The organism is Nocardia sp. NPDC050717, from assembly GCF_040654275.1.
Taxonomy (GTDB): Bacteria; Actinomycetota; Actinomycetes; order Mycobacteriales; family Mycobacteriaceae; genus Nocardia.
Map to the genome: position 1 here is coordinate 22,394 of NZ_JBFAHR010000010.1, position 12,034 is coordinate 34,427.

Genomic DNA, 12,034 nt, shown 5'->3' on the forward strand with positions numbered 1-12,034 from the left:
GGCGTCAGTCTTTTCGCCCGGTCAGTGCCAGCGACGCGCCGAGCCCGATCATGACGAGCCCGCCCGTCCCGCCGACCGCGGCGAGGCGGCGCGGCGAGCGGCCGAACCAGTCCCTGGCCGCCCCCGCCGCCAACGCCCACACCGAGTCGAGCAGCACGCCGAACACGGGGATGCAGACGCCGAGCAGCATCATCTGCAGGGCGATCGATCCCCGCGCGGGATCCACGAACTGCGGCAGCAGCGCCGCCAGGAAGACGATGGTCTTGGGATTGGCGACGCCGACGACGAAGCCGTCGCGCAGCGCCACCCACGCGCCGGGACGCGCCGATTCCCCGGCGGGGGAGAGCGCGGTGGCGATGTCGTGCCGGTGCCGGAACGCCTGCACGCCCAGCCACACCAGGTAGGCGGCGCCGATCAGCTTGAGGGCGGTGAAGATCGTGGCCGAGGCCAGCACGACAGCGCCGAGCCCGACCGCGACCGCCACGACCTGCAGATAGACCCCGACCGCGTTGCCGATCACCGTCAGCAGCGCGACGCGCCGCCCCACCGTGATCGCCCGGCCGATGGTGAACAGCACACTGGGACCGGGGATCACGACGAGGACGAACGCCAGACCGGCGAAGGCGAGCAAACTCTGGGTGGACACCACCCGAGCAAGCCTAACCGCCTCAGCGCGCCTGCCAGATCGGCTTGCGCTTCTCGGCGAAGGCGAGTGTGCCCTCGCGGACGTCCTCGGTGCGGGCCACGGTCATGATCTCGCGGTTGGTGAGATCCCAGGCGGCGTCGTCGTCGATCCTGCCGTCGACGAGTCCGAGCGCCACGCGCTTGCTCGCCTGCACGGCCAGCGGCGCGTTGGCCGCGATCCGGTCCGCCAGCGCGAGCGCGGCGTCGAGCACCTGCTCGGCCGGGACGACCCGGTTCACCAGACCGAGCTCGAGCGCCCGTGCCGCGGTGATCGGCTCGCCGGTCAGGATCATCTCCATGGCGACCTTGCGCGGCAGCTGCTCCGGCAGCCGGAAGGCGCCACCCGCGGCCGCGAACAGGCCGCGCGCCACCTCGGGCAGGCCGAAGGTGGCGGTCTCGGCCGCGACCGCGAGATCGCTGGCGAGGACGAGTTCGGTGCCGCCGCCGAGCGCGAAGCCGTTCACCGCGGCGATCGTCGGCTTGCTGACGGGATGGCGCACGTAGCCTGCCAGGCCCCACTCCTCGTGGCCGGGAGCGAGAATGTTCTGACCGCGGCCGATGGCCTTCAGGTCGGCGCCCGCGCAGAACGCGCGCTCGCCGGCGCCGGTGAGCACCACGGCCCGGATCGTCGCGTCGGCCTCGGCCCGCTCGAGCGCTTCGCCCACCCCGGTACTCACCTCGGCGTCGACCGCGTTCATGGCCTGCGGCCGGTTGATGACGACGACCAGCACATGTTCGCGTTGTTCGACGAGGACTGCGCTCACGATTGACTCCTTGTTTCCATGCCCGCCCGCCGCGTCGCGTGACAGGTCTGATCGAGATGTATCACGTCTGCCCGGCCCCGTCGTAGGCTGCGCAGTACTCGTGGGAAACAAATTTCTCGATCGGTGTCGATCGGTGGCCGCGCCGTTCGACCTAGGCATGAACGAACACCACCTACCCGAGGAGTCAGACCATGAAGTACATGCTGATCATGCGTTCCACCGACGAGGCCGCCGCCCAGTGGGAGAACGTCGATTTCGACCAGATGCTCGAGACGATGGGCCGCTTCAACGACGAGCTGATCAACGCCGGTGTGCTCGTCGCCGCGGAGGGCCTCGACGACGCGGCGGAGTCCGTGATCGTGGACTACAGCTCCGATCCGCCGACCGTCACCGACGGCCCGTACGGCGAGACGAAGGAGCTCTTCGGCGGCTACTACATCCTGAACGTGGCCTCCAAGGAGGAAGCGATCGAATGGGCCAAGCGCGCCCCGATGGGCGGGTCCGGCTCCAAGATCGAGATCCGGCGGGTGCCGTCGATCGACGAGTTCCCGCAGGACAACGAGTGGATCAAGCGGGAGAAGGCCTGGCGCGAGTCCACCGGTCAGCTCTGACGCGGGCGATGCCGTATTCCGGCCGGGAGGCCGTGGCTGCCGTCTGGCGGATCGAGTCGGCGCGGATCGTCGGCGCGCTCGCGCGCTACACCGGCGATTTCGCGCTCGCGGAGGATCTCGCGCAGGAGGCACTGGCCGAGGCGCTGGTGACCTGGCCGCGCGACGGCGTGCCACGGCAACCGGCCGGCTGGCTGCTCACCTGCGGACGGCGGCGCGCGATCGATGCCTTCCGGCGCCGCGCCGCCCTCGATGAGCGCTACGCCACCCTCGCCGGGACACTCGGTGAGGGTGGCGTACTGACCGGGGGTGCGGCCGCCGACCCGGTCGGTGCCGGCGGCGACGTGCTGTGGGATCCCGATCAGATCGACGACGACGTGCTCGCGCTGATCTTCATCTCCTGCCACCCGGTGCTGTCGAAGGAGGCGCGGCTAGCGCTGACGCTGCGCGTGGTCGGCGGTCTGACCAGCGACGAGATCGCCAAGGCGTGCCTGGTCCCCACCGCGACGGTGCAGGCCCGGATCACCAGGGCCAAGAAGACCCTCGGCGCCGCGGGCGTGGCCTTCGCGGTGCCGCCCGCCGCCGAGCGCCGGGCCCGGCTGGGATCGGTGCTCGGCGTCATCTATCTGATCTTCACCGAGGGCTCGACGGCCAGCACGGGCGAGGACCTCATCCGCTTCGACCTGGCCGGGGAGGCGCAACGCCTGGCCCGCGTACTCGCGCGGCTGATGCCGGGTGAACCGGAGGTCTTCGGGTTGCTCGCGCTGCTGGAGCTGACCGCGGCCAGGTTTCCCGCCCGGATCGGTGCCGACGGCGAACCGGTCCTGCTCGAACAGCAGGACCGGCGTCGCTGGGATCGCTCGGCCATCCAGCGCGGCCGGGCGGCGCTGGCCAAGGCGGCCCAGGTCGGACGGGGTCTGGGCGCCTACGGGCTGCAGGCGGCGATCGCGGAATGCCATGCCGTCGCGCCGTCGGTCGCGGAGACCGACTGGGCGCGGGTGGTGCTGCTCTACGAGGCGCTGGGCCGTCTCGCGCCGTCGCCGGTGGTGGAGCTGAACCGCGCGGTGGCGGTATCGATGGCCAGCGGGCCCGCGGCCGCGTTGCCGATCGTGGACGAACTGGCCGCGGCCGGCGCGCTGGCGGGCTCGCACCTGCTGCCGAGCGTGCGCGGCGAACTGCTCACCCGGCTGGGCCGCACCGCGGCGGCGCGCGAGGCGCTGACCGAGGCCGTGCGGTTGTGCGGCAACGCGCCGGAACAGGCGGTGCTCGACCGGAAATTGCGCGCCCTCGACCCGTCGGCCCGCTAGATTGCCTCGAATTCGACAGGGTATTTCCCCAGCACAACAGATGGATTCGGGTCGTCGTCGCACGCTCGTAAGGTTTTCTCGGCGAACTACCCGGGTAGCCCGAAGAGGCGACGACGAGAGGTATGTGGATGTCACAGGAATCGAAATCGGTGCTGCATCGGGCCATCGGTGCATCGGCGATCGGCAATGCGGTCGAGTGGTTCGACTACGGCGTCTACGCCTACTTGGCGACCTACATCGCCGCGTCGTTGTTCCCCGGCGACGGTGCGGGCTCGAGCGTGCTCTACACCCTGCTCGGCTTCGCAGTCTCCTTCTTGATCCGCCCGATCGGCGGCATGATCTGGGGCCCGCTGGGCGACCGGATCGGCCGCAAGCGCGTGCTCGCCACCACCATCGTGCTGATGGCGGCGTCCACGCTGTGTGTCGGCCTGATCCCCAGCTACGAGGTCATCGGGATCGCCGCGCCGATCCTGCTCTACCTGCTGCGCATGGTGCAGGGGTTGTCCGCGGGTGGTGAGTACGGCGGCGCCGCGACCTTCATGGCCGAATACGCGCCGGACCGCAAGCGCGGCTTCTACGGCAGTTTCCTCGAGGTCGGCACGCTCGCGGGATTCACCCTCGGTAATCTCGTCGCGCTGCTGCTGGTGAACGTGCTCGACGATCCGGCGATGCAGTCGTGGGGCTGGCGCATTCCGTTCCTGATCGCCGCGCCGCTGGGCCTGATCGGTATGTATCTGCGGAGCCGGGTGGAGGACACCCCGGTCTTCCGCGAGGTCGACGAGAAGGACGAGACCGAGGAAGCGGTCGGCGTCTATCGCGATCTGGCGACCAGGTACCTGCGCCCGGTGCTCACCCTGTTCGGGCTGGTGATCGCGCTGAACGTGGTGAACTACTCGCTGCTGAGCTACACCCCGACCTACCTCGGTTCCACCCTCGGCATGGAGGAGTCCGATGCGCTGCTGGTGCCGCTGATCGGCCAGATCGCGATGCTGGTGACGCTGCCGTTCCTCGGCGCGCTCTCCGACCGGGTGGGCAGGCGCCCGATGTGGCTGTTCTCCTGCGCGGCGCTGATGATCATGGTGATCCCGGTGTACAAGCTGATCGGCACCTCGCTGACCGGCGCCATCGTCGGCTTCGCCATCCTGGGTCTGCTCTACGCGCCGCAGTTGGCGACCATCTCGGCCACCTTCCCCGCCATGTTCCCCACCATCGTGCGCTTCGCCGGCGTGGCGATCGGCTACAACGTGGCCACCTCGATCTTCGGTGGTACCGCGCCGGTGATCAACCAGGCGCTCATCGACGCCACCGGCGATCACCTGTTCCCGGCCTACTACATGTTCGGCGCCTGCGCGATCGGCCTGGTCGCGGCGTACTTCCTGATCGAGACCAAGGGCATGTCGCTGCGCGGGACCCAGGTGCCCGGCACCCCGGAAGCCCTGGAGGAGCAGCGCGAACTGGGCGAGCTGGACGACTCCGTCGCGGCCCGCTGACCTCGCCCGCCGGTCGCGGCGCGCGCGACCGGCGGGCCGGGTCACCGTGCGGCGGCCGCCCGGAAGACGGCCAGCGCTTCCTCGCCCAGGTGCGGCCCGCTGACCTCCACCGGCACATTCGACGAGGCCACCAGCTCCGCGCAGGTGAGCGTGAAACTCGGCCCGCCGGGCAGGATCTGCCCGAACTCGGCGGCCGCCGCGGCGAACACGATCCGCCCGACCTGCGCCCACACCATCGCGGCCGAACACATCGGGCACGGCTCGCCGCTGGCGTAGACGGTGGCGCCACGCAGATCCTCGGCCCTGCCCGCCGCGGTGGCGACGGTGATCGCGACCAGCTCGGCGTGCGTGGTGACGTCGCCGGTGCTGCTCACCGCGTTCGCGCCCTCGGCGACGACGGTGCCGTCGCGGTCCACGGCGACGGCACCGAAGGGGCGGTCGCCGCGCTCGGCGGCGAGGGCGGCCAGGTCGATGGCGCGGCGCAGGTGGGCGCGGTCGATGTCGGTGAGTTCGGTCATGCGCTGAGGTCCACTTCCGTTCCGATGCCGTTGGCGCGAGCCTTGTCGATGAGCAGCCGGGCGGCGGCCAGATCCTGCAGGCCGATACCGACCGAGTTGAACAGGGTGATGTCCGTGTCGCCGGTGCGGCCGGGTGCCCGGCCCGCGATCACCTCGCCCAGTTCTGTGCGCACCGCCGTCTCGGTGATCGCGCCCTCGGCGAGCGCGAGCAACGTGTCACCGGACTTGGTGAGCGTTGTCGCGACCGAGTCTACGACCACCCGCGCCCGGCGCATGGCCGCCCCGTCGACCTCCCGGTGATCGGCGCGTGGCGGTGCGCCGACCGCGTTGACGTGCAGCCCGGCGCCGAACCAGGCGCCGTGCACGACCGGCTCGCGCGCGGGGGTCAGCGTGCACAGGATGTCGGCCGCGCGGGTCACCGCCTCCGGGGTGGGCAGTGCCCGCACGTCGAGGCCGAGATCGGCGACGGCGGCGCGGAACCGGTCGACGGTCGCGGTGGTGCGCGACCAGACCAGCACGGTCTCCAGGTCGCGGACCCGGGCGATCGCGTGCGTGTGCTCGACGGCCAGGCCGCCCGCGCCGATCAGTCCGAGCGTCGAACTGTCCTGGCGGGACAGGTGTTTCGTGGCGACCGCGCTTGCGGCGGCGGTGCGGACGGCGGTGACCAGCCTGCCGTCGATGAGTGCCTCGCACGCGCCGTCGGCGGCGGAGGTCACCACGATCACCGACCGCTGGACGGGCAGCCCGCGCTCCCGGTTGGCGGGCAGGTCGGCCAGCAGTTTCACCGCGGCGGCGCCCGCGGCTTCGGCGGCGGCCACCATCGGCACGAAGGCGGCGTCGCCGAGGGTCACGGCCGGGGGCGCGGGCACCAGCGCGGTGCCGAGCGCGAGGTCGGCGTGGGCCCGCTCGACCGCGGCGAGTACCTCCGCGCGGTCGAGCACGGCGGTCACATCGGAATGCGACAGGATCAGAGTCACGGGGGCAGCTCCTCGAAAGTGGGTGCGGGTCAGGAGGTCCGGGCGAACGCGACGGTCAGGTCGCGCGGCGAGCGGCTGTTGCCGACCAGGCCGCTGACGGCGACGATCGCGATCAGGTAGGGCAGCATCACCAGCACCGCGAACGGCACGTCGACCCCGAGGGCGGGCAGCGCGAACTGCAGTGCCTGGGCGATGCCGAAGAACACCGACGCCCAGATCACCCCGAGCGCGCGCCAGCGGCCCGCGATCACCGCGACCACGGCGAGGTAGCCGATGCCGCCGGTCATGTTGTCGCTGAACGAGTGCACCTCCGACAGCGCCAGCTGCGCACCGCCGAGACCGGCGGCGCACGCGGCCAGCAGCACGCAGCCCGCCCGGACCACGCGGACCGGCAAGCCGGTGCGGTCGGCGGCGACGGCGTCCTCACCGATCGCGTCGACGACCAGACCGAGCTTGGTCCGTCGGGCGAACACCACCGCCAGGACGGCCACGACGGCGAGGCACATGTAGCCGAGGGCGGTCTGCCCGAACAGGGCCGAGCCGATGACCGGGATGCGGTGCAGCAGCGGGATACGCAGGGGATCGAAGCCGGGCACACTGTGCCCCTTACCGTCGGCGAGCAGCAGCCGCGCGCCGTAGGTGGTGGCGCCGAGTGCCAGCGCGTTGCTCGCGATGCCGACCACGATCTGGTCGGCCCGCAGCCTGATGCTCCAGATCGCTTGCAGGACACCGAAGATCAGCGCCGCGGCCACGGCGGCGAGTGCGCCGAGGACCGGGGATCCGGTGCCGACGGCGCCGAGCACGCCGGCGAACGCGCCGGTCAGCATCATCGCCTCGAGGCTCAGATTGAGCACGCCCGCGCGTTCGCTGACCAGCTCGCCACTGGCGGCGACGAGAATGGGCAGGGTGAAACCGATTCCGCTGGTGGCGATGTCGGTGACCGTGTCGAGGCTCATCGGGGCGCTCCCGCCAGATCGGTGGTGTCGGTGCTGTCGACCGGGGTGCTCGGCGCGGGATCGGCCGGTGCGGATCCGCGCGCGCTCCTGGTCCACAGAGCGGCGCCGGCGATGAACACGATCATCAGCGACTCGACGACCGAGATCGTCGAGGCGGGGACGTCGACCGCCAGTTGCAGGTTGATCCCGCCGGAGACCAGGAAGCCGAGCAGCAGCGAGACGGCCACCACCGCGGCCAGCGAGCCGCGCGCCAGCAGCCCGACCACCAGGCCGGAGAAGCCGTACCCGGAGGAGAAGCCCTCCGCGAGCACGAACGGCGCGGTGGCCACCAGCAATCCGCCGGCCAGACCGGCGAACGCGCCTGCGCCGGAGAGACTGAGGAATCGCAGCCGCCGCACCGGCACGCCGAGTCGCGCGGCCGCGTCGGGATTGAGCCCGACCGCGCGCAGCCGGGTGCCGAGCGCGGTGTGGCGCACCAGGATCGCGGTGCCCAAGGCCGCCACGAGGGCGATCCACAGGGCAATGGTGGCCGGGGACCGTTCGATCCCCAGAAGCGGGAGATGGGCGGCCGCGGTGAGCGGTTCGGACTGCGGCAGGGTCTCCGAGGAGGTCACCGGCTGGCGCAGCAACGCCGGCTCGTGCACCACGAGCAGGACCATCGCCAGCCCGACGAAGTTGAGCAGCAGGGTGGTGATGATCTCGCTGGTCCCGCGCCGGACCCGCAGATAGGCGGCGATCGCGGCCCACAGCCACCCCGCCGCGGCCGCGCCGAGCAGGACGGCGGGCAGGGTGAGCGCGGCGGGCGCGCCGGTCAGCGTGGTGCCGATGCCCGTGGCGGCGATACCGCCCGCGCAGATCTGGCCCTCGCCACCGACATTCACCAGCCCGGCCCGGTGCGCGATGGTGAAACCGACCGCGACCAGCATGAGCGTGGCCGCGACATTGAGCGAGGCGCCGATGGCGTAGTCGCTGCCGAACATCCCCTCCCACAGGGCCGTCATCGTCGCGCCCGGCGCGGCGCCCGCCGCGGCGGCGAGCAGCAGGCCGATCACGCCCGCCGCGACCATTGCCGCGGCGGCGACCACGACCGGCTGGTGCGTCCAGCGCCGCAGGTCGATCCGGCGCGCGACGGTCCCGGCCGACGGCGGCCGGGGGAGCGGGTTATGCGTCGAGGCGGTCATACCGACACTCCCATCATCAATTCGCTGATCTGTTGTGCCGCTGTGGGATCGGCGGTCTCGACCGGTCCGGTCAGCGCCCCGCGATAGGCGACGAACACCCGATCGCACAGGGCGAGCAGCTCGGGGACCTCGCTCGACACCACCAGCACGCCGCAGCCGTCGGCGGCCGCGCCGCGCAGCTGGGTGAGGACGAAATCGACCGCGCCGATGTCCAATCCACGTGTCGGCTGCCCGGCGACCAGGCAGCGCAGCCGCGCGGCCGACAGCTCGCGGGCCAGCACCACCTTCTGCTGGTTGCCGCCCGAGAGCGAGCCCATCCGCAACCACGGCCCGGCGGCGCGGACGTCGAAGCGGGCCAGCAGGGCCGCGGCGGCGCGACCCATCGCGCGCTTGTCGAGCAGTCCGAAGCGGCGGAAACGGTCCAGCCGGCCGAGGAAGAGATTCTCGGCCAGTGTCATGTCGGCCACCATCGCGTCGCGATGCCGGTCCTCCGGCACGACGCCGAGGCCGAGCCTGGTCCGGGTCGCCGGTGTCGCGGTGGTGATGTCGACGCCGTCGAGGTGGACGGCGCCACCGCGCACCGGGGTGCTGCCCGCGAGGACGGCGAGCAGTTCGCTCTGCCCGTTGCCCTCGACGCCCGCGATGCCGACGATCTCACCGGGGCGCACGATCAGGTGCGCGTCGTCGAGCGCGGTGCTCCCGTCGTCGCGACGCACGGTGACGGCCTCGACGGTGAGAACCGGTGCGGGCGAGGCGGTGTCGTCCGCCGGTTCGGCGCGTTCGGGCCGCGGACCGGACTCCGGCTCGGGGGCGGGTTCGAGCCCGATGGTCGCGGCGACCGTCGGATCCAGCTCGGCGGCCGTGCGCCCGACCATGGCGGTGAGCAGCTGCGCGATGCCGGTGTTCGACATCCGTCCGCCGCCGGCGACGGTGCCGCGCCGCAGCACCGTCGCGGCATCGGCGACCCGGGCGACCTCGCCGAGCTTGTGCGTCACCAGCACCACGGCCTTGCCGTCAGCCGCGACGGCGCGGCAGGTGTCGATGAGCGCGTCGATCTCGGCGGGATCGAGCACACCGGTGGGCTCGTCGAGCAGGATCAGGGACGGGTCGGGCAGCAGCGCCTTGACGATCTCGACCTTCTGCCGCGCGCCCACCGGCATCGTGGCGACCCGCTGATCGAGATCGACCCGCAGGCGGTACCGCGCGGCGATCTCGTCGAGCCGGTCGGTCAGCTCGCGCCTGCGCAGCCGGGCGCCCCGCTGGGTGAGCAGCAGATTCTCGGCGACCGTCATGGTGGTGACCAGGCTGAAATGCTGATGCACCATCGCCACCCCGGCGGCCATCGCGGCGGCGGGGGAGTCGGGCCGGAACTCGGTGCCGCCCAGCGTCATCCGGCCGGTATCGGGTCGGCAGCCGCCGAACACCAGGTTGCACAGCGTCGACTTGCCGGCCCCGTTCTCGCCGAGCACACAGTGCACGGTGCCGGATTCGACGGTGACGTCCACATCGTGCAGGGCCCGCACGTCACCGAAACTCTTGCCAAGCCCCTGCAGGGCCAACGCGGGTGTGCTCATGCCGGTCAGTACGGCTTCACCGCGCCGGTGGCCAGCGCCGACTTCGCCTTGGTGAGCGCGTCGGCCACCGCGGCGTCCTTGCTGCACAGCACGAAATCGGTGCCGTTGTTGGGCGAGGTGAGCCCGAACCGAACGTTCTCGGCTTTCCACGAGTTGTCCAGCGCCGCCTTCACCGCGTACTCCAGCTCCGCGCCGATGTCGGTGTGCACGTAACCCAGGTACACGGGGTTCGAGCAGTCGCCGGGAATCGGTCCGCCGACCATGGTCGCGCCGGACTGGGCCGCGGCCTGTTCCATGCCCGACTTGCCCAGGTTCACGATCTGGCCGAGCGCCCCGGCGCCCGCGCCGTAGTCGGCCAGCGCGGCCTGCTTGGCCTTGGCCGGATCGTTGAAATCGCCCACGTACTGCGGGGTCAGGACCTTCACGTCGGCCTTGGCGAAGCGGGCGCCGTTGCCGAAGGCGGTGGCGGCGTTGACGATCGCGGGCAGCTCGACACCGCCGACGAAGGCCACCGTGCCGGTCTTCGCGCCCGCCGCCGAGACCGCGCCGCTGAGGAACTCGGCCTCGGCCTGCTGCGGATCGTAGTAGGCGAGATTGGCCATCGGCTTCGCGTCGGCGGGGCCACCGATCTCGACGAACTTCACGTCGGGGAACTGCGGGGCGACCTTGCGGACATCGGCGTCGGTCTGCCCGCCGAGGGAGATCACCAGATCGTTGGTCGAGGCGAAGCGCACCAGCGCCTGCTGGTAGTCGCTGGCGGCGACCTGCTCGACCTTGCTCAATTCCACCTTGTCGCCGAGCTCCTCGGCGATGCGCTGGTAGCCGAGGTACCCCGACTGCATGAAACCGGTGTCGGAGAGCGAGCCGGGGAAGAAGACGCCGACCTTCAGCTTGCCGCCCACGGTGGCCGAGTCAGAAGAGCCGCAGGCCGACAGCAGGGCGGCGGCGGCCAGCGCGGCCGAGCCGAAGGCGATCGCGCGCCGAGTGGACTTGTGCACGGGGTACTCCTTGATCTGACGAACCGCACGCTTAGCGGTATACCGTTAAGTGTCAGCCTGCGGCTCGCAGATGACGGGCGGATTACCGAAACGTAAGAAACGGTCGCTCGCCTGAGTCGCCGCTACGGTGGGAGACGGACAGGAGCGGAAGGACGGTGTGGTGGCGGAGGAACCGGCGAAGAAATCGCTGCGGGACAGGGCCTACGAGGAGCTGCGCGATCGGATCGTGGACCTGCGGCTGAGCCCCGGTCAGCGTCTGGTCGAACGCGACCTCGCCACCGAACTCGAGATCTCCCGCATCCCGCTCCGTGAGGCGCTGCAGCTGCTCGAGCGGGAGGGGCTGGTCGTGATCGTGCCGCGGCAGGGCGCGATCGTCGCGCCGTTCACCGTCACCGACGTGCGCGATCTGTTCGACGTCCGCGAGAGCCTCGAGGTGCTGGCCGCCCGCCTCGCCGCCGAACGCGCCGAACCCGCCGACCTGGCCGCACTGCGCGAACAACTCGACGCCGCGCGCGCCGCCACCGCCGCGGGCGACCAGGCCGCGATCGCCGCCGCCAACGCCGGCTTCCACGCGCGCATCGTCGAGGTCTCGGGCAACCCCCTGCTGCAATCGTTGTTGCGCCCCTTGGAGTCTCGCGTGCGCTGGTTGTTCCACCTGACCAAGGAGCGCGATCCGGGCACCCAGTGCGCCGAGCACGAGGACCTCTACGCCGCGATCGCCGCGGGCGACGCCGAGGCCGCCGCCGAGATCGCCTACCGGCACGTGGCCTCGGGCCGCGAACCCAGCCTGGCGCTCTCCGCGCAGTGGTCCATGCCCGAGATCGACCCCGTCACCGCCACCCGCACCCGGCAGCGCACGCCGCAACGGGAGAAGTCGGCTTGACGTCCGAGTCACCACGCTGACGGTCGGCTCATGCCCCTTCGCGTGGATGGCCGGGGGAGGACCTTCTCGGGCTCACAGACGGCAGACAGGCACG

At 71.5% G+C, this 12,034-nt stretch carries 12 protein-coding genes; 4 read left to right on the top strand and 8 right to left on the bottom strand.

The genetic code is table 11. From position 1 onward, the window contains the following. Positions 1-4: 4 nt before the first annotated feature. Together AB0H56_RS20265 and AB0H56_RS20270 are read right to left on the bottom strand one after the other, a co-directional pair. Positions 5-646, bottom strand: coding sequence for a LysE family translocator (locus AB0H56_RS20265; RefSeq protein ID WP_357165318.1), 642 nt, complete (start codon positions 644-646; stop codon positions 5-7). 22 nt (positions 647-668) lie between these two features. Then, entirely contained in the window at positions 669-1,451 is a 783-nt protein-coding gene (locus AB0H56_RS20270; RefSeq protein WP_357166003.1) for a crotonase/enoyl-CoA hydratase family protein, read from the bottom strand. Positions 1,452-1,639: 188 nt separating this feature from the next. Between AB0H56_RS20270 and AB0H56_RS20275 the strand changes: the two genes are divergently transcribed. The 3 genes from AB0H56_RS20275 to AB0H56_RS20285 all read left to right on the top strand — a co-directional run bounded on the left by AB0H56_RS20275 (position 1,640) and on the right by AB0H56_RS20285 (position 4,853). Continuing rightward, positions 1,640-2,059, top strand: coding sequence for a YciI family protein (locus tag AB0H56_RS20275; RefSeq protein WP_357165321.1), 420 nt, complete (start codon positions 1,640-1,642; stop codon positions 2,057-2,059). 8 nt (positions 2,060-2,067) lie between these two features. Further along, entirely contained in the window at positions 2,068-3,363 is a 1,296-nt protein-coding gene (locus AB0H56_RS20280) for a DUF6596 domain-containing protein (RefSeq protein ID WP_357165323.1), read from the top strand. A gap of 128 nt (positions 3,364-3,491) precedes the next feature. Next, on the top strand, positions 3,492-4,853 hold the full coding sequence (locus AB0H56_RS20285; RefSeq protein WP_357165325.1) for an MFS transporter: 1,362 nt from the start codon (positions 3,492-3,494) through the stop codon (positions 4,851-4,853). Positions 4,854-4,894: 41 nt separating this feature from the next. On the opposite strand, the gene AB0H56_RS20290 is transcribed toward AB0H56_RS20285, so the two are convergent. From AB0H56_RS20290 to AB0H56_RS20315, 6 genes are all read right to left on the bottom strand, one after another. Further along, positions 4,895-5,371: a nucleoside deaminase gene (locus tag AB0H56_RS20290; protein ID WP_357165328.1), complete on the bottom strand. Its 477-nt coding sequence runs from the start codon at positions 5,369-5,371 to the stop codon at positions 4,895-4,897. Further along, a complete protein-coding gene (locus AB0H56_RS20295) occupies positions 5,368-6,348 on the bottom strand; it encodes an ornithine cyclodeaminase family protein (protein ID WP_357165331.1) in 981 nt (326 codons plus the stop codon). Before AB0H56_RS20295 ends, AB0H56_RS20290 begins: the two co-directional genes overlap by 4 nt. 29 nt (positions 6,349-6,377) lie before the next feature. Further along, positions 6,378-7,304, bottom strand: coding sequence for an ABC transporter permease (locus AB0H56_RS20300; protein ID WP_357165334.1), 927 nt, complete (start codon positions 7,302-7,304; stop codon positions 6,378-6,380). Further along, positions 7,301-8,371 carry an ABC transporter permease gene (locus AB0H56_RS20305; protein ID WP_357166006.1) on the bottom strand — a complete coding sequence of 357 codons (1,071 nt, stop codon included), beginning with the start codon at positions 8,369-8,371 and terminating at the stop codon, positions 7,301-7,303. The genes AB0H56_RS20300 and AB0H56_RS20305 overlap by 4 nt, the downstream gene beginning before the upstream one ends. A 110-nt stretch (positions 8,372-8,481) precedes the next feature. Further along, the gene (locus tag AB0H56_RS20310; RefSeq protein ID WP_357165336.1) at positions 8,482-10,059 is read right to left on the bottom strand and encodes an ATP-binding cassette domain-containing protein; all 1,578 of its coding nucleotides are present in this window, start codon (positions 10,057-10,059) and stop codon (positions 8,482-8,484) included. 5 nt (positions 10,060-10,064) lie between these two features. Continuing rightward, the gene (locus AB0H56_RS20315) at positions 10,065-11,057 is read right to left on the bottom strand and encodes a BMP family protein (protein ID WP_357165339.1); all 993 of its coding nucleotides are present in this window, start codon (positions 11,055-11,057) and stop codon (positions 10,065-10,067) included. A gap of 160 nt (positions 11,058-11,217) precedes the next feature. Here AB0H56_RS20315 and AB0H56_RS20320 point away from each other — a divergent pair, with 160 nt between their 5' ends. Beyond that, positions 11,218-11,940, top strand: a complete 723-nt coding sequence (locus tag AB0H56_RS20320; RefSeq protein ID WP_357165342.1) for a GntR family transcriptional regulator — start codon at positions 11,218-11,220, stop codon at positions 11,938-11,940. Positions 11,941-12,034: the final 94 nt, after the last annotated feature.